The sequence below is a fragment of the Sphingomonas crusticola genome (genome assembly GCF_003391115.1).
Lineage (GTDB): Bacteria > Pseudomonadota > Alphaproteobacteria > Sphingomonadales > Sphingomonadaceae > Sphingomonas_I > Sphingomonas_I crusticola.
In genome coordinates, this window is the sequence record NZ_QTJP01000001.1 from 2,211,505 (window position 1) to 2,229,565 (window position 18,061).

15 protein-coding genes and 1 tRNA gene are annotated in these 18,061 nt (G+C 62.2%); 9 read left to right on the top strand and 7 right to left on the bottom strand.

Going from position 1 to position 18,061, the window contains the following annotated elements:
* Window positions 1–483 precede the first annotated feature (483 nt).
* The 6 genes from DX905_RS10485 to DX905_RS10510 are packed head-to-tail and all read left to right on the top strand — an operon-like array spanning window position 484 to window position 6,561.
* The gene (locus tag DX905_RS10485; protein WP_116091293.1) at window positions 484–1,371 is read left to right on the top strand and encodes a glycosyltransferase family 2 protein; all 888 of its coding nucleotides are present in this window, start codon (window positions 484–486) and stop codon (window positions 1,369–1,371) included.
* 5 nt (window positions 1,372–1,376) lie between these two features.
* Complete coding sequence (locus DX905_RS10490; RefSeq protein WP_116091294.1) at window positions 1,377–2,450, top strand: acyltransferase family protein; 1,074 nt, start codon at window positions 1,377–1,379, stop codon at window positions 2,448–2,450.
* Window positions 2,443–3,474, top strand: a complete 1,032-nt coding sequence (locus DX905_RS10495; protein ID WP_116091295.1) for a glycosyltransferase family 4 protein — start codon at window positions 2,443–2,445, stop codon at window positions 3,472–3,474. Before DX905_RS10490 ends, DX905_RS10495 begins: the two co-directional genes overlap by 8 nt.
* Before the next feature lie 4 nt (window positions 3,475–3,478).
* Window positions 3,479–4,573 (top strand): glycosyltransferase, encoded by a 1,095-nt coding sequence (locus DX905_RS10500; protein WP_240320817.1) that lies wholly within the window; start codon window positions 3,479–3,481, stop codon window positions 4,571–4,573.
* A complete protein-coding gene (locus DX905_RS10505) occupies window positions 4,554–5,588 on the top strand; it encodes a glycosyltransferase family 8 protein (RefSeq protein ID WP_162875561.1) in 1,035 nt (344 codons plus the stop codon). Before DX905_RS10500 ends, DX905_RS10505 begins: the two co-directional genes overlap by 20 nt.
* A 22-nt stretch (window positions 5,589–5,610) precedes the next feature.
* Complete coding sequence (locus tag DX905_RS10510; protein ID WP_116091297.1) at window positions 5,611–6,561, top strand: polysaccharide pyruvyl transferase family protein; 951 nt, start codon at window positions 5,611–5,613, stop codon at window positions 6,559–6,561.
* A gap of 7 nt (window positions 6,562–6,568) precedes the next feature.
* Here the strand turns inward: DX905_RS10510 and DX905_RS10515 are convergent, their stop codons facing one another.
* Window positions 6,569–8,002, bottom strand: coding sequence for a lipopolysaccharide biosynthesis protein (locus tag DX905_RS10515; protein ID WP_162875562.1), 1,434 nt, complete (start codon window positions 8,000–8,002; stop codon window positions 6,569–6,571).
* Between the two features lie 558 nt (window positions 8,003–8,560).
* Between DX905_RS10515 and galE the strand changes: the two genes are divergently transcribed.
* Window positions 8,561–9,586 carry a UDP-glucose 4-epimerase GalE gene (gene galE / locus DX905_RS10520; RefSeq protein WP_116091299.1) on the top strand — a complete coding sequence of 342 codons (1,026 nt, stop codon included), beginning with the start codon at window positions 8,561–8,563 and terminating at the stop codon, window positions 9,584–9,586.
* Between the two features lie 25 nt (window positions 9,587–9,611).
* Here the strand turns inward: galE and DX905_RS10525 are convergent, their stop codons facing one another.
* Window positions 9,612–10,463, bottom strand: a complete 852-nt coding sequence (locus DX905_RS10525; protein ID WP_116091300.1) for a glycoside hydrolase family 16 protein — start codon at window positions 10,461–10,463, stop codon at window positions 9,612–9,614.
* A gap of 187 nt (window positions 10,464–10,650) precedes the next feature.
* Here DX905_RS10525 and DX905_RS10530 point away from each other — a divergent pair, with 187 nt between their 5' ends.
* A complete protein-coding gene (locus tag DX905_RS10530; protein WP_116091301.1) occupies window positions 10,651–12,081 on the top strand; it encodes a hypothetical protein in 1,431 nt (476 codons plus the stop codon).
* 20 nt (window positions 12,082–12,101) lie between these two features.
* On the opposite strand, the gene DX905_RS10535 is transcribed toward DX905_RS10530, so the two are convergent.
* From DX905_RS10535 to DX905_RS10550, 4 genes are all read right to left on the bottom strand, one after another.
* Window positions 12,102–12,974, bottom strand: coding sequence for a CpsD/CapB family tyrosine-protein kinase (locus tag DX905_RS10535; RefSeq protein ID WP_116091302.1), 873 nt, complete (start codon window positions 12,972–12,974; stop codon window positions 12,102–12,104).
* Between the two features lies 1 nt (window position 12,975).
* Window positions 12,976–14,367 (bottom strand): GNVR domain-containing protein, encoded by a 1,392-nt coding sequence (locus DX905_RS10540; protein WP_116091303.1) that lies wholly within the window; start codon window positions 14,365–14,367, stop codon window positions 12,976–12,978.
* A 13-nt stretch (window positions 14,368–14,380) separates the two neighbouring features.
* Complete coding sequence (locus DX905_RS10545) at window positions 14,381–15,184, bottom strand: polysaccharide biosynthesis/export family protein (protein ID WP_162875563.1); 804 nt, start codon at window positions 15,182–15,184, stop codon at window positions 14,381–14,383.
* A gap of 70 nt (window positions 15,185–15,254) precedes the next feature.
* On the bottom strand, window positions 15,255–16,043 hold the full coding sequence (locus tag DX905_RS10550) for a sugar transferase (RefSeq protein ID WP_116091305.1): 789 nt from the start codon (window positions 16,041–16,043) through the stop codon (window positions 15,255–15,257).
* 571 nt (window positions 16,044–16,614) lie between these two features.
* Between DX905_RS10550 and DX905_RS10555 the strand changes: the two genes are divergently transcribed.
* Window positions 16,615–17,868: an outer membrane beta-barrel protein gene (locus DX905_RS10555; RefSeq protein ID WP_162875564.1), complete on the top strand. Its 1,254-nt coding sequence runs from the start codon at window positions 16,615–16,617 to the stop codon at window positions 17,866–17,868.
* Between the two features lie 67 nt (window positions 17,869–17,935).
* Here DX905_RS10555 and DX905_RS10560 read toward each other — a convergent pair.
* A tRNA-Lys gene (locus tag DX905_RS10560) sits at window positions 17,936–18,011 on the bottom strand.
* Between the last annotated feature and the right edge of the window lie 50 nt (window positions 18,012–18,061).

Below are 18,061 nucleotides of genomic sequence, written 5' to 3' on the forward strand. Positions count from 1 at the left end.
CAAGTGCGATCTTCGCGTAGATCATTAGTAGCACCCCCGACCTCAGTCATTACTGACTAGGCGCGCGACATTGCCCCCAAGTCGCAGGCCTACCTCTCGGCAAGCCTGATCGCGCCAAAAAGCTAAATAGCCAAGTTCGATTTGTTGTCCAGCGCTTTTCAAGAGGCTGCAGTCCTTATCAGGGACGCGATGGCAGCTTCGTTGGCCTTGAAAACGCCGGACGTGGTGGATGCATTAGCGCTCGACCCCGAGATGCCTCGGCGGGGGTCGGCAGCCTCTCTGGCAGAATCCGGGAAGCGCGGCTTGCGGTTCGTCGGGCCATGGAAGCCGCGTCGAACTTAGACCAAATGATATGCTAAATGCTGCGCTGCAGCATCGCATATGGTCTATTCTCCGGATTGTGCGGTGGCAGCGCGCCGTTACTATGCTGCACATGCGAAATGGCGTGGCGCCGACTATCCCTGAGTATGCGGGAGGTGAAGAGTGAAGCAGCCTAGCATTGCGGTGGCGATAGCAACGGCCGGTCGGCGCGAGACGTTGACGGATATATTGGGTGAGCTCGGCAGCCAGCAGCGCCTTCCGGATAGAATTGCAGTCTGCCCGGCCCGACCCGAGGATGCGGATCGCAACGCGCTCGAACGGCTCCCCTTCCTGGTCGAAATGGTGAGCAGCCCGATCGGGTTATGCGCCCAGCGCAACGCGCTGCTTCATATGCTGTCGGACGTCGATATCGTGCTGATGCTCGACGACGATTTCGTGATGGACCGGTATTATGTCGCCGAGTGCGTCGATCTGTTCGCGCGTCATGACGACGTCGTGATGATGACGGGCGAAGTGATCGCGGACGGCATCCTCGGCCCTGGCCTGGAACTGGCCGAGGCCCGCGCGGCGCTCGCCAAGGATCGTATGCCCGAAGCCGAAGCACTGCGCGCAGTCCATAACGGCTATGGCTGCAACATGGCGTTCCGGATGGCCCCGGTGCGCGCCCATGCGCTGTTGTTCGACGAGCGTCTGCCGCTGTACGCGTGGCTGGAAGACGTGGATTTCAGCCGCCGGCTCGCGCCTTATGGCCGCATCGTCAAGAGCCAGCGCTGCCGCGGCGTCCATATGGGCGTGAAACGGGGGCGCAGTCCCGGACTGCGCCTGGGATATTCGCAGGTCGCCAACCCTTATTATATGTGGCGCAAGGGTTCGCTTTCGGCGCGCTTCGCTTCAATCCAGACGGCGCGCAACCTCGCCGCAAATTTCAGCCGTATGTTGCGCCCCGAACCCTGGGTGGACCGGGGCGGACGCGTCCGCGGCAATCTGCTGGCAATGGGAGACTTGGTTCGGGGCCGGATCGATCCGCAACGCGCCCGCGAGCTCGGCTGAGCGTCGTGGCCACGACGCATCTTGCTCCGGCCGGCATGGTGTCACCGGCGGGTCGTGACGAACCTGTCAGGCAGACGTCGAGGCTGGGATGGGTCGACGTCGCCAAAGGCATCGGCATCGTGCTCGTTGTCCACGGCCATGCTGTCGACGGATTAATGTCGGCAGGCCTGCTGTCGAAGAGCGGCCTTGCCGCCTTCTCATTCTTCGCGGTCTATTGCTTCCACATGCCGCTCTTCTTCCTGTTGAGCGGCCTGTTCGTGCCGCGGCAGATCGAACGCGACCGGCGTCGTTTTGCGTGGCGGCAGGTCGGCACTATCGTTTGGCCGTATCTGTTGTGGTCGGTCGTTCAGGTTACCATTCTGTACCTGGCCTCCACTTATACCAACCGGCCGAGGGAGGAGCTCGGCTATGCCGAGATTCTATGGGCGCCCCCCAGCCAATTCTGGTTTCTATACGTCCTGTTCCTGTTTCACATGGTGGCCGCTGCCCTGGTGAGGCGCGATACCGCCGTTCCGATGCTGGTTACGGGCATCTTTGCCTTCGTGGCCTTTCATGTGCTGTGGCCGCGCGCGACCGTTCCGCATTTCTTCACCGAACTCCTGATCTTCTACGCCGCGGGGATCGCGTTTGCCGGCCAGATTACGGCCCTGCCGGGATGGTTTGTGCGCCATCGTGTCTGGGTGATCGCGGCCTGTGCGGCGATCCTGCCTTATATCTGGTTCGGCTTCTCCCGCGGGCTCGGCTATGCCGATCTAGCGATGGTCCCGGCGACGCTGGTCGGAATTTGCGCAGTGCTGACGGTCGCTACTGCGCTTTCAGGCCGCGTCGCAGCCCTGTTCCGCTTCCTCGGCGAGCGGGCGATGGCGATCTATGTCCTCCACGTACTATTCGTAGCCGGAACGCGGATCGTGCTGGCCAAATTGTTGGGCGTCGAGAACGGTGCCGTGCTGTGGCCAATCCTGTTGGCAGTAGGCGTAGCCGGACCGGTGGTCACGTTCGAGCTCCTGGCGCGGGCGGGATGGAATCAGCGTCTTGGCCTGGGTGCGCGGCCGCGGGCGACGAAAGTCGCCAATGCCTGAAATCGCGGTCAATGGACGCTTCCGTCGCCAGCGGCTGACCGGGACTCAGCGCGTGGCGGCGGAGATCGCCGCCAGGCTGAAGATCCCCCACCGGATCATCGAGCCCCGAGAGGATTTGAGTGGCGGCCGGGGCCATGCGTGGGAACAGATTGTCCTGCCTCTGCGTGCGCGGGGGCAGATGCTGTGGGGGCCTTGCAATACCGGCCCCGTCGCGGGTCGACGCCAGATCGTCACGATCCACGATGCCGCCGTGCTCGAACATCCCGAATGGTTCGCGCCCAATTTCGCACGTCTCTATGGCCGGTTGCTGCCCATCCTGGCGCGCCGGATCGATCGCGTCGTTACGGTGTCTGAATTCTCCCGCGAACGGTTAAGCGCACTGCTCGGGATCGGTACCGACAGGATCGAGGTGGTCCCCAACGGCGTGTCCGACCATTTTCGGCCCGTGCCGGCGGAACAACGAGACCTGCCGCCCGCGCTTGCGGGGAGGCCCTATTTTGCGACCCTGTTTACGCGCGAACCCCGCAAGAATTTGGATCTTGTCCTCCAGGCCTGGAAATTGGCGAAGCCCATGCTGCCGCCCGGGACCGCGCTGGCCATAATCGGCGGCCGCGGCGCAGCCGGCGTCTTCGGTGAAGGGAGCGCCGTCAATGGTATCGACGACGATGGCGTCGTGTACTGCGGCTATCTGCCGGACGCCGTGCTTCCAGGCCTGCTCTCGGGCGCGTGGGGGTTGGTCTACCCCAGCCTCTACGAAGGCTTTGGACTGCCGGCGCTGGAGGCAATGGCCTGCGGGACCCCCACAATCGTCACGGCACTCACGAGCTTGCCCGAAGTGTGCGGGGATGCCGCGCTCTACGTCGATGCTCATGATCCGCGCGAACTGGCGGAGGCCTTACTGACGCTGGCGGGCGATCCCGGGCTGCGCGCCGCGTTGGCGCGAAAAGGCATCGAACGGGCACGCACCTTCACTTGGGACCGCGCGGCCGCACGGATGGACAATATCCTGTCGGAGCATGTGTGAGGCGATGAAGGTAGCGATCATCCACTATTGGCTGGTCGCGATGCGCGGCGGCGAGCGTGTGCTGGAGCGGCTTTGCACGCTCTACCCGCAGGCGGACATCTTTACCCATGTCTATCAGCCCGAGGCGATGTCGGCACTTATCCGCTCGCGCAAGGTGACGACCAGCTTCATCCAGAAGCTGCCCGGGGCGACGCGCCGCTACCAAAGTTACCTGCCGCTCATGCCGCTCGCGCTCGAGCAGTTCGATCTGCGCGATTATGATCTGGTGATCGCATCAGAAGCAGGGCCGGCCAAGGGCGTCATCACGCGCCCCGACGCGCTCAGCCTCTGCTATTGCCATTCGCCGATGCGCTACATCTGGGATCAATATCCGGTGTATCGCGCCCAGGCCGGAGCGCTGACGCGCTTAGCAATGCCTCTGCTTAGCCACCGCTTGCGGATGTGGGATACGACGAGCGCTTCGCGGGTCGACCGCTTCGCCAGCAACTCCGCCTTCATACGGTCGCGCGTACGGAAATATTATGGCCGCGACGCGGAGGTGATCCACCCGCCCGTACCGGTCGACGATTTTGCAATAGCCGAGCCCGGCGATCATTATCTCTGGTTGAGTCAGCTCGTGCCGTACAAGCGCCCCGACCTGGTGGTCGATGCATTCAACGCCAACGGCCTGCCGCTCTTGATCGTCGGCGACGGTCCTTGTGCAGCCGACATGCGCAAGCGCGCCAAAGGCAATATCCGGTTCGAGACGCGGCTCAACTATGCAGGGTTGCGCGAAGCCTATTCCCGTGCCCGCGCGCTGATCTTCACCGCCGAGGAGGATTTTGGGATCGTTCCGGTAGAGGCAATGGCGTCTGGCCGTCCGGTCATTGCTTATGGACGGGGCGGGGCGCTCGAAACCGTGGTCGAAGGATCGACCGGGCTGTTTTTCGGAGAGCAGACGCCGGCGTCGCTCAACGAGGCGATCCGCCGGTTCGAGGACTGGTTGCCGGCGTTCGAGCCGGAAGTGGCCCGCGCCCATGCGCGTAAATTCGCGCCGGAGCGGTTCGACGAGCAGTTCCTGGCTTTCGTGGAGCAGGGCATTGACCGACGTTTCGGATAGGCCTTTGTCAGCCAGCGCGCGGAGCGCAGCCGCTAAGCGCCACCTGATCATATTCACGACCGATGCGGGCTTCATGATGCCGACGATGTCGGTGATCGATCAGTTGCTGACGCAGCCCGCGGTTCTGGCGCGTGCCGACATCATCGTTTACCTGGTCGACATCGACCCGGATCGCCAGCGTGCGCTGGAGGATGCGTTCGGCCACTTGCCAATACGCTTCGTCGAAATTCCCGCCGACCTGCTGCAGCTGTCCGGCGAGGTCAGCTTCAATCCCACGCATGTGCCGCACTCGACGCTGGCGCGGCTCTCGCTCGGCACATTGCTGCCCGAGCAATATGAGCATGTCCTCTATCTCGACGGAGACATCCAGCTGCTGGGCGATATCGCGCCGCTGGTCGAACATGAGGTCGCGCCCGGCAAGATCGCCTCGGTCAACGAGGGCGTGTGGATGTATCAGGGCGACGGCGGCGGCTATTGGCGGGGCATGAGCGCTTATCTGTCAGGGCTCGGCCTGCAGTCGCCGCTCGATTATTTCAATGCCGGGATCCTTGCGTTTCGGCGCGACACGTGGCGGGCCAAATCGGCCGAGGCGCTGCGGTTCTTCACCGAACATTCGGACCTGTGCCGCTTCCACGATCAAAGCGCGCTGAACTTCGTGTTCAACGGTCGGCGCGAAGTGCTGTCGCCGCTCTACAATTACATCTCGAGTTACGCCGATCTCGGCCTCGCCGACCGGCTTCAGCCGCGGATCGTGCATTTCACGGGCGCCGCCAAACCCTGGTTCAGCCGGGCTCATCCCTGGAAGGGGCGCTTCTTGCCTTACTATGACGCGCTGCGCGCGCGCTATCCGGTGCTGGCCGCATTCGAGCGGCCGAAGAGCGCGGCTGAGGTGGCGCGGGTCGACAGCGAAGCGAAGGCGCGGCGCCGCAAGATGATGCTGCTGACGCCTTGGCGGCCGATGCTGCGCCGGCAAAAGCTGCTCCGTTATTTCCGGGATACGCGCTTCGCTTTCTGAGTGAGCCAACAAAGATGGGACCATGCCGATGAGGCTTATCGCTCTGCTGGACACCAGCGTTTCGTCAGACAATCTGGGTGACGAGATCATCATGGACGCGGTTCGGCACGAGTTGCTCGAGGCGCTGCCCGATGCCTATTTCACTACCGTCGCAACGCACGATTATCTCGGTCGGATCGGCCGCAAGATCCTGAAGCAGGCCGAGTTCGGCATCCTGGGCGGCGCCAATTCGGTGGGCTCGCAGATGTTTCGCGGCGCCAACTGGAAACTCTCACCGATCGACCTGCCCGCCATGCAGGACAAGATCGTGCTGATGGGTGTGGGCTGGCAGGATTATCATCCTGCCGCCAGCCGCTACGCCCGCCATGTCTACAACCGGGTGCTGTCGCGGAAATATACTCACTCCTTTCGCGACAGTTATTCACTCGGCAAGGGCCAGCAACTCGGCCGCAAGATGTCCAACACGGCCTGCCCCACAATGTGGCGGCTGGACGCCGCCCACTGCGCCGCCATCCCCACGACCAAGGCTCCGAGTGCGGTGGCGGCACTGACCTACTACCGCCCCGATCCGGAAAATGATCGCAAGCTGATGACGAAAATTTGCGCGAGCTACGATAAAGTCTATTTCTGGAGCCAGCAGGCCGAGGATTGGGATTATCTCCATTCGCTCGGGGATTTTAAGGTCGAGCTGATCCATCCCAACGTGCGCGCCTACACGGACCTGCTGGAAAGCGAGGACGTGGATTTCATCGGCAGCCGTCTCCACGGCGGCATCAGGGCGATGCAAAAGGGACGACGCGCGCTGATCGTCATCGTCGACAATCGTGCCGCTGAGATCGGTCGCGACACCGCCTGCCCGACGGTGGCGCGCGACGATCATGATCGCATTGCCGCCTGGATCGCAGGCAGCGCCGCGGTGCAAATCAGGCTTCCAATGGAAGCAATCGACGCCTGGCGCAGCCAGTTCGCCTGAGCCAACCTCAGGCCCTGCTGAAGGCGGTCCTGAGATCGCGCACCAAAGCGCGGGCGGTCGTCAGCACCAGCCCGCCATAAACCACCACGCCCGCGACCATCATCAACCCTATCCGGCTGGTCGGGGGCAGGCCATGCAATAATGGCCGTAAGAGTAGCAGCGCGAGCGCCATGACGATCGCGGCCGCCAGCGGATAAGCGACCGCGGCAAGGACGGGCCGGCTTTCTATCCCTGTGCTCCGGCGCAGCAAATAAAGGCTCAGCGGCAAGGTCAGGTATGTCCGCACGACATGGGCCACGACCACCGCGGTGAGTCCGAACGGCGCGGCGATCGCGGTGATCACGGTCGCGGACGCGACGATTACCAGGATGCCGCGTGCTGCCAGGTCAGAGCGGCCGACCGCGGCCATTGCCGGCCAGGTGAAATATTGGAGCGTGATCGGGATCGCGCTGAGACACAGGATGGAGAGCAACTCGCCGCTGGGCGCCCATTGCCGGCCGAACGCCAGCGTGACCAGATCCGGTGCGACCAGCGCGAGCCCGAAATAAGCGGGGAAGGTCATCAACGCCGACGTCCGGACCAGCCGCAGGAACGCCCGCGACAGGGCAAGCCGATCATGTTGGAGGCGCGCCATGGTGGGTAGAGCCACCGACGTGAGTGGATTCACCGCGAACTGGGTTACCATGTCGAGCACGCGCGAGGCCACGCGCATAAAGCCGACCGCCGCCGGCCCCATGAAGAAGCCGAGCAGAAAATCGAAGATGCGGCCATTGAGTGACATCAGGAACGTGACCAACGTCATATGCGCGCCGAAACCGGACATCTGCTTGAACGCCGCGGTCGAAAAGCGCAGGCGCGGCACCCAGCGGCAGCTCAGCCAGATCAGCCCCACCGCGATCATCGAGCCGATGAGCCGCTGCGCTACGAGGCTCCACACTCCATAGCCGTCCAATGCCATCACGATCCCGATCAGGCCGCTCAGCAGATTTGCTATCAAGGTCCGCATTGCCAGCGCCTTGAACCCGAAGGCGCGGGTCAAACGTCCCTCATGGGTGGCACTCAGCGCAGTAATCGGCAGCAATGCCGACAATGCCTGGAGCACGGTGCCAAGCGTCGGACTGGCGAAGCTGGTTGCGATTACCGGCGCTAGTAGAAAGAGGCCTGCCCCCATCACCAGCGACAGGCCAAGTCCGCTCCAGAAGCAGGTATCGGCTTCGATCTCGTCCAATGTTTCGCGCTGGATAAGCGCTTCGGGCAAGCCAGCGCGCATCAGCGGCGTCATGATCTCGATAAAGGACACGGCCAGCGCGACGACGCCGATATCGCTCGGTGACAGGAAATGCGTGAGCACCAGAAAGACCAGGAACGACGTCGTCTGGTTGCCCATGATCTGGACGCCGGACCAAAGCGTCGATCGCGCGACGTGCGCCTTCAGCGACATGATGGCGCTCTCCTGCGGATCTCCGGAAGCACCCGAACGTTCGCCACTATGGCATTCGCGGTCAAGCCCGGACCGGTCCATAATGGCCATGGTGCACTGCGGTATAAAGGCGTTTGAAGCCGCAGTCCCGCGCAGATCCGGGTTTATCCACGAATTACGGCAGGGATCATGCTATAAAAGAAGGCCAGAGGGCCTAAAGGCGCGACGAAAAGAGTATCGGAGACGATGTCAATTTCCCCCATTTTGCCACCTAATCCCGACGAGGGGGACGCAAACGAGGCACTTCGGACGCGCGATACTATCGCGCGTCCGCGGGAAATCGGCTTTGGCGAGGATGCGGCCCGATCCCACCCGCACGTGTGGGCGAACACGCACCGCGCCCCCGAGACTCGGCGAATCTCATTGCTTGGCTGGGGCCTCGGCGCCGTAATAAGCTTGGGATTGTGGGCGGCAATCCTCTATTTGATCCGATAATATCTGCGAGTTTGGATGCACATTCGGCTTGTTGCGGCGCAGCAAGTCGGACACTGAATTCGACTTGCAGAAGGGATCCGCGTCATGAGTGAAGGCAAGCCTCGTTCGATCCTCGTAACCGGGGGTGCAGGCTATATCGGCAGTCATGCGATCCTCGCGCTGGACGAGGCGGGCTACCAGGTTACCGTCATCGACAATTTGTCGACCGGGTTCCGCTTCGCGGTACCTGCTCACATTGCCTTTTACGAAGGCGACATCGCCGATCGTGCGCTGCTGGATAGAATAATCGCGGAGCGCGGGGTCGAAGCCATCATGCATTTTGCCGGCTCGATCGTCGTGCCGGAATCCGTGACGGACCCGCTCAAATATTATCGCAACAATACCGTTGCCAGCCGTGTGCTGATTGAGGCCGCCGTCGAAAATGGCATAACGCGCTTCGTTTTTTCGTCGACCGCGGCCGTCTATGGCGAGCCCGCCGACACGGTCGCGATCGTCGAGACGACGCCGACCGCGCCGATCAATCCCTATGGCGCATCCAAGCTGATGACGGAATGGATGCTGCGGGACGTCGCGAACGCACACGACTTCCGCTATGTGGCATTGCGCTACTTCAACGTTGCGGGCGCTGATCCAAATGGCCGGACTGGCCAGTCCACCGCCGGCGCCACCCATCTCATCAAGGTCGCGTCGGAAGTGCTTGCCGGCAAGCGGGACGGGATCGCGGTCTTCGGCAACGATTATCCGACTCCCGATGGAACCGCGGTCCGCGACTATATCCACGTCAGCGATCTTGCAGCTGCCCATGTGCTGGCGCTCGACTACCTCTTTGCGGGCGGCGCTTCGCTCGTGGCGAACTGCGGTTATGGGCAGGGATTCTCGGTCAGCGAAGTGCTCGACGCGGTCGAAGCCACGATGGGACGCAGCGTCAACCGCCACATCGCGCCGCGGCGCGCTGGCGACCCCCCGATGTTGGTCGCCGACAGCGCCCTGATCCGTTCCCGCTTGGCCTGGCAGCCGAAGTGGCGCGATCTGGCCCTGATCATCCGTCATGCGGTGGCCTGGGAAGAGAAGCTGCTGTCGACCAGGACCCCGGTTTCGACAATAGCGTAACGTCCCGGCTCCAAGCGCCCTGCGATCAGCCGGCGCTATTTGGCTGATAGGCGCGAATATAATCGATCTGCATCGTCGACGGATCGGGGATTCCGCCGATCGGCCACCCTCCGCCCGCCGCAAGGTTGGCAAGCATCATCATCGGTTGCATGAATTCCGGCCGTGACGCGATCTGGGCCACCTGCTGGCGGTCTAAATAGAAGGTCACGAAATCCCCCGCGACGGATACGCCGTAAAGATGAAAGCCGCTGGTCGCCATACCGGGCGTGATCGCTACGCGCGCGCTGCGTTGATAGAGGTCCTTACCATTCTGCCAGAGATGCAGATTGACGTAATAATTCTTATTGTCCTGCCCGTAATATTCGACTGCATCGACCTCGGGCTTGAGGTCCCCTGGGGCGCCGAGCGAGGCCAGCCAGAATGCCGGCCAGACGCCCGCGCCTTCCGGAAACTGCGCGCGCATCTCGAAATAGCCGCCCGATTGCGTGAAGCCCTTGCCTGCCGGGTCCACCGAAGCAAGCAGACCGGATCCCCATTTACCATCAGCACCGCGTCGCATCGTAATCGACAGCACGCCCCCGCTGGCTTGGGCCGGGCCGTTCGGTCCGGGGTCGAGAAAACGCGCATCACCGAAGTCTCCCTTCCACGGCGTATGCGCGATCCAACGGGTCCCCGGCCCCCAGGCCGAGAGATCGAGCGAGTCGAATTCCTCGGCGAACGTCAGCCGGTAATCGGCGATATTGAGCGGTGGCGTCGCGGGGCTGGCGCCCGATACGCGCTGCCATCCGACAGCAAGCACTGCCACCAGCATTGCCAGCAGCGCGGCTCCAATGATGCCACGTCGGAAAACGATATCACCACTTGCGCTATGGGTCATGAGAGCATTCTCTGACGATGTTGACGATAAGAGATCGTGGCGGGATCCGGCATGGCCGCCGCCCGGAAAATCGGCCGTTTCGTCGCGCTTTCGCTCCGGAATGGCCGCTTATTGATTTGGCCGGCTTCGCAGATGCAGCATAAGAAAATTCTGCCCATTCGAACGGGTAGCCGGCGAGGTGTTCCTCATGGCCTATGCAATTTTCTGGAGCATCTTCGGATGGACCGTGAGCCGGCGCCGCGAGTGGATGCTGGCGCTGTTGTTCTGCGCCATGAGCTTCGGTGCTTTTTCGGTCCTGCCGCCAGCTGCGACGGGCGGCATCACAATTTTGCCGCGCACACTGTGCGCTATGGCGTTGCTCGCGACGACATTGGCAACGCCCGCCGGGTTGACGAGAGCATGGGCCTCGATGGTGGATCCGCGTCGCCTCGGCCTGCTCACCGCCTTCATGCTGGTGGCGGTCGTAATCAGCCTTTTCATGCCGCGGCTGTTCGCCGGACATGTGACGATCATGGGTCTCAATTCGACGCAGCCCGAGCTGCTCCAGCCCTCGACCACGATCTACACCCAGATCATCTATCTCACATCGTCTTATTGCGTGGCGCTGGCGCTCAGCCTGATCGGCGACACGGGCGATGGCCGGCGGGCGATTGCCAACGCGATCATCCTCGGTACCTTGTGCGCCTTCGTCACCGGGCTGCTCGATGTCGGGACGCACGGCACCAATCTGCTCGCACCCTTCCGGACCGCAACGTATCGCCTCCTGATCGTAGGAGAAATCCTGGGCTCGTCGCGCATCGTCGGGTTGATGCCGGAAGCGTCGGCTTATGGCGGATTGTGCATGGGCCTTGGCACTGCCGCTTATTTTATTGGGCGGGTCATTCCTGCCGATCGCCGTTGGGGCAAGGTCGCGCGGATCGTACCTTTTCTGGCGCTGGCGATGGCTGCCTTGTCGACCTCTTCCGCCGCATATCTGGGCCTTGCCATGTTCTTCGTGGTCGCATCGTTGGATTGGGTCATCCGCTTCATGCGCAACAAGGAACAGCGCGATCGGCGGGCACTGTTCCGTGAATTCGCGCTCTTCTCGACCTTGCTGATCGTGGTGGGATGCATTGCCGCGATCAACACGCGGATATTCGCACCCGCCATCGATATGATCGACCTGATGGTCTTCCATAAATCGCAGAGTGCTTCGTTCATCGAGCGCAGCAACTGGAACAGCGTCTCGTTGCGCGCGCTGGCGGACACGTGGTGGCTCGGCGTCGGGGTGGGTTCGACGCGTAGCTCGAGCTGGCCGGTTGCGCTCGCGAGCGGCACCGGCATACTCGGCAGCCTGCTGATGGGCGCTTTTCTGCTGCGCTTCCTCGCTGCGTCGGCCGGGAAGGGCGACGATCGCACCAGCCGGCAAATCCTCTACGGCGCCAAGCTCTCGTGGCTGGTGGTATTCATACCCGGAGCGGTCTCCAGCCCGAGCGTTGACTTCGGGATCATGAGCGCGGCGCTCTTCGGAATGGCCGCCGGAATAAGGCCTACCGATCCGAGCAGAATTTCCAATGATCGCCGTAAGCCGCTTTCCAGGCGAGATATCCGCCGTCCGCTTGCGCGGAGTGGCGCCTGACAGCGCACTGCCCATCCCCGTCAGTCGGCCATCATCGTGGCGCCGACGACCTTGATGCCGAGATCCTCGCAATCGTTGATCAGCCGCGCGGTCGGGCGAACGCGGCTTTCCCCTGCGCGCGTCACCACCAATGCGCCGCCGCAGGCGGAGGCGATCGTCTGGTAATCGTTGCTCTCGCAAGCCGCCGGCGTATCGAACAGGATCACGTCGCAATTCTTCTCGGCGGCGCCGATCAATTCGACGAGCGGCGGCCCGAGCAGCAATTCGTGCGTATCCGCCGGCGCGTCGCCCACCGGTAGCACCGACAAGGTCGCCGGATCGCCGATGTTGGGATAGGCGGAGTCCCCCGACAGCCCCTTCAAATAGCTGGCCAGCCCAACCCGGTCATTCACGCCGAACAGCTCGTGCTGGCGCGGCGATCGCATATCGGCGTCCACGAGCAGCGTCCGCAGCCCGATCTGCGCGAAGCATACTGCGAGGTTGGCGGCGCACGTGGAACGGCCCTCCTTGCGGTTCGCGCTGATTATGGCGAGCGAGCGTGCGCCTTCGGAATGCTTGAACCAGCGCAGCGACAAAGCATTGCGCAGCGAGCGAAAGTCTTCGGCGTGGCTGGAGCGGGGGCGGTGGGCGACCACGATATCCTGATGAAACAGGCTATGATCCAGCGTTCCGGCCTGGGCGCGACGCGCCGCCATGAGCTGGCGGAGATCTTGCGCCGAAATCAGGCCAAGCTCGACGGCCACTTCGCCATAGGGACGCCCGCCTTCCCCTTGCGCCTTGGCGACCTCCTCGGCCTGCTCAGGCGAGATAAGTCCCAGTCGCACGAGGAGATCGCCAAGGTCGGGAGGCATATCCCCCTTGCCGCTGCCGAATTCATGAAGGGCTCGCGCCATATCAATAAGACCTTCCTGGCAGCGGAAGGAGCCGCCCGACCCCGCTCATCAGGCGCCGGCGCGGTTCGTGGGCGCCGCGCCGGATCGCGCCCAGGCTGCGCACGCCCAGCCACGCCTCAATATCCTCCACTTTGCGCAGCCGCTGGTCGGCCATTTCCGCAATAATCGAATAGCCGATGCCCGCGAACGTGCCGGCGACCAGGCCCAAGGCCAGCATGACGAAGGGGCGCGGCCATGCCGGTTTTACCGGCGTTGTCGCGAAAGACAGCACCGACACATTCGTCTGGCTGCCCTCACTCAAAATCCCAAGCTGCGCGCGCCGCGTGACAATCTGCTCATAGGTCTGCTTGAGATTGGCGACCTGATCCTTGAGTAGCGCCACCGCATCCCGATTGGCGCGCGCCCCGATCGCCCGTCCGCGCTGGGCGGCGACCTCAGCGGAAAGCCGCCCTACGCTCATGCCGCCTTGCGCGGCCGCGGCCGAGGCGCTTTGCGCAACCAGCCTGTGCTGCTGCGAAAGCTGGTCCCTCAGGGCTGCAATCTGGCGGTTGATCTGAATCAGATCGAGGTTGTTGGGGCCGGCATAGCTCGCGAGCTGGGCACGCTGCGCCTCTAATTTGGCAAGCTCGCCCTGGATGCCTTGCGTGACCGGGCTGGCGATCGCGTCGGGCAGCGCGCCGTTAGACGCGCGAGCGCCTAATGTCGCCGCCTCTGCCTGCGCGGTGGCGAGCTGGCCAGACAGGCTGTTGAGGCGGTTGATCTCCGCATCGCTCTGGTCGCTATCGGACGTGATCGCCAGGAAGCGCTCCTTTTCGGACAAGGCCCGCTGGGCCTCGGCGATCTGATCTTGCACCGCCCGCGCCTGTGCCTCGTAGGATGCGACCGACTGCCGCGCCGGCTCCGTCTGCAACTTCAGGTTCGTATCTTGATAGGCGCTGGCATAGGCATTGGCCGCAGCGGCAGCGAATTGCGGATCCGCGGCCGAATAGGTCAGCGACACGACACGCGAGGTGGATACCGGCGCGACCGAAAGGCCGGCGCGGATGCGATTGATCAGGAAGTCCTGGAAGGAGGAGCTTTTGCTCGCGCGAAACGCCGCGCGCTGTTTCGCATCGGTGTCGAGGCCAAGCGCCTTGACCACCGCGAGAGCAACACGGCGACTGCGGATGATGTCGACCTGGGTGGACAGATAGTCCGGCGCGAGCTGGTCCGCGAACGACTGACTGCCCACCGTCTCCGGAGCGCGTACATTCACCAGCAATTGCGCAGTGGCATCGAAGGTGCGGGCGCTGGCAAAAATCCAGCCGATGGCCAGCATTGCGCCGATCGCGGCCGCGATGACGATCGCTCCCATCCTTGCGCGGAGCAGATAAAGAAATTGCAGGAAGGTCATCGCGCGCCCCCTGTCAAAACAATCGTGACCCGACGATCAACAGGTCGCCAGGCTGAACCGAAACGCCGCCTTTTACCGATCGCTGGACGATCAGCGCGCCATCCGCGCCATGCCGCTCGATCCTGACTCGCGCAGCGCTGCCCCGGTCGGTCAGCCCGCCGCCGATCGCGATTGCCTGGCCGACGGTCAGGCCGGCCGTGACCGGATATTCCCCGGACCGGATCACTTCGCCCCGGATGTAGAAGGTGGGTGGCGCCTGCACGAAGAGAACTTCGCCCGGACGCGCGATGCGATTATGGCCGCCGGAAGCCAGATCGACCAGATCGAACTGCTCGCGCGCTCCGCCTGGATCCACGACGGATACGAAGCCTGATGCTGCCGTGAAGGTCGTCCCCGCCCGGGCAAGGACTTCGGCTATCGTCAAATTGGGTCGGTCGAGTATGATCTCGCCGGGCTTCAGCACCGCGCCGAGTACGGAGACGGTCTTGCTGTGAAACTCCACGACCATGACATTGACGGACGGATCGAGGAAGATGCCGCGAGACTTCAACCCGGCCGCGACGATGCCGGCCACTTCCGCCGCAGTCTTCTCCGCCACGTCGATCGCGCCGATCGCGGGAAACACTATCTCACCCTGGTCGGATACACGGACCGTGCTCTCCATGTCCGCGGCACGATAGACCGTGATCTTCAGCACATCGCCGCGGCCAATCCGGTAATCGTCGGACGCAGGAGCGATTGCTCCGGCCATGCCCGTGGCGAGCACGGCGGCGAGCAGGATCACCAGATGAAGGAATCGCGTTAAGTCGCGCCGCAAGCCACCAGCTTCGCAACGATCATGGCCCACCAGAGCACCAGCCGTTCCGGTCGACACCGAAATGCTATGGTCAATAGCAGCCACGTGCTCGCAGCATGGCTGGCACTGTACGCAACATGATGGTGAGATCGAGCGACAGCGACTTGCTCGCGGCGTATCGCCTGTCGAGCTGCACCCGTTCCGCATAGGAAATGTCGTTGCGGCCACTCACCTGCCACAAACCGGTCAGGCCGGGCCGCACCGAGCAATAATCTGCGAAATGCAGGCCATATCGCTCGATTTCCGCCGGGACGATCGGACGGGGGCCGACGATGCTCATATGCCCGACCAGCACGTTGAAAAGCTGCGGAAGCTCGTCAAGGCTGCTCTTGCGAAGAATGCCGCCGGTGGGGGTGATCCGGGGATCGACGCGCAACTTGAAGTCCTTGGCCCACTCCGCGCGCGCGTCCGGATCCTGCTCGAGCAGACGTGTCAGCATCTCGGACGCATTCACGTGCATCGTGCGTATCTTGAGGCACGGAAACATCGCCCCCGCACGGCCTACGCGTTGCTGAACGAACAGCAGAGGCCCCGGACTGGTTACCTGCATGAGAATCGCGATCAGAAGGAGGAGCGGAAGGAAAATGATGATCGCCACCCCGGCAATCACGACGTCCGCCAATCGGAAGAAAGCGCGATCGAGCTTGCCGTGGGCCACGCCGAACCGTGACGATAGCTGGTCGTGACCGGGCAAATGGCTGAGCGGCCTTTCGATACCGGTGCCGGCAACCCACGGATCCGCCGTGTTTTCGACCGGACTGCCGTCGAGCAAATAAGTCTCATCGAAACAGCTCGATCGTGCAGTAGAATTCTCATTCATGAATGAAGCATTGTCTACCATGACGCCACCCAAATCCACGAGGTTGTGAGATTGTCATTCTTGCCAACGATTCACAAATTGTTTCAAAACACTCTGCTATACTGGAAAAATACCGGCATAGTTTGCTATTTTAACATCCTCATATTTGGATCGTTTCTGTTATCATAGGATTGCCTGGCATATGTTCTAGGTTGGAGGAGGGGGTCCTACCAAGCCTGAAGCAATGGCGTTCATCTGAAGTTCACCGTTAACCGCGCCGCAATAATCCCCATATTGGCTTAATACTTTGTCCAGATTGGACTAACGCCGATCCACTTTGGTTAAACGCCTGTCCAATTTGGTCCAACTTTCGTGCTGCAGCCTAATGTCTGTCGATCTGTTCCAAATTGTGCGCTGCAGTGACCTGTATGTCAATGGTCTGCTCGTCTTGTTTATCTCACAGGCCATCATGTAATCGTTTGCCTATGGCAGAGCGCCTGTCATCCTGGCGTGACTTTATTGCATATTATTATAATGCGCCGCACATAGCCTGATGCGGTGCAGCAATGGGCGGCTGCGATCCCTCTGGACGATGGGCGTGCATGTGACTTCCGCGCCTGAAAAAATGGCTGGCAGAGAAAGGAAGGACCGATTCCGGATTGGTTGGCAGGCGGCGGCGCTGGCTCTCGCCTCGGGGTTGATCTTTCCGGTGCACGCCGCTGACTTCACGATCAGCGGCCACGCCGAGACATGGCAGGACGACAACCTCTTCCGCAAGCCGGACCCAGACCGCCAGTCGGACCGGATCTACGCCGCCAGCCTCGGCGGAATGCTCCGCCTGAACGGTAAAGGGATGACCGGAGACATCGGAGGGGAACTGAACCGAAGCTGGTTCGGACGGAACGATTATCTCAACAATAACGGCTACATCGTCACGGGAAGCGTAACCCGGCCAAAGGGGCGGCTGACGTTCGATTTGAGCGCGAGCCGTCAGCGGCGGCTCAGCGATTTCTCCGAAATCTTCTCCAGCGGGAAGAATATGCAGACCTTCACCCAGGCCGATGGCCAGATGCGGCTCGCCTTAGCCGGCGATTTTCGCGCGGTTATTGGCGGATCGCTGATGCGCAACGAGAACTCATCCGCCTTGGCTGCTGGTTATAATACCAGCGGAGCGATTGCGGGGCTGGGCTATTATCCCTCGACCGGCAATTACATCACCCTGCTCTTTCAGCGATCGACCAGCCGGGGCATCGGCCGCCAGCCTGTCCACATTGCGGGCAACGAACAGATTTATCGCCAGGATTATGCCGAAAGCCGTATCGGTGTGGCGATCCACTATCAGTACTCGGCGCTGCTGCTATTGGACGGGCGGATCGGCCATCTCAGCCGCGACGACAAATCGATCTTCAACAAGAATTTCTCCGGGCTTGTCGGCGATGTTTCTGTCACCTGGCGCCCGCGGCGTACGATCGAGTTTGTCGCCCGAACTGGTCGCCAGCTTCAGTCTGACGGCTATATTTATTCGGACTCGATACGGCAGGATTTTGTCACGCTGCTTGCCGGATCTGCGGTTACCAACTGTCTGCAGGCGGAACTGTCCGGTTCTTATGCGAGAGAGCATTTCGTCTATGACGTCCTCGCGCCTCAACCGGTCGAGCCGAGAACTGATCGGTTGTGGCGGCTGAAAGGCGGCCTGTCCTACGCCCTGTCGAGCCGCATCGCGCTTCGCTTGGATGGCCGCCGCGAGTGGCGCCACTCGACCGAAAACTCGTACCGCTATACCGCGACCGCCGCCATCCTTGGCCTTAAAATCACGCTTGGACAGGATAAGAAGATGTCCAGATGACTCAGGTCTTCGGCATAATTACCCGGCTCCGATTGGTGGCCGGACTAGATGTAAGTCGTTGAGAAGGTGGTGGACGCACTAGGGCTCGAACCTAGGACCCGCTGATTAAGAGTCAGCTGCTCTACCAACTGAGCTATGCGTCCATGCCTACGGCAGGAGCGGCCGTGCCGCTTGGAGGCGCGCCGTTAGCAAG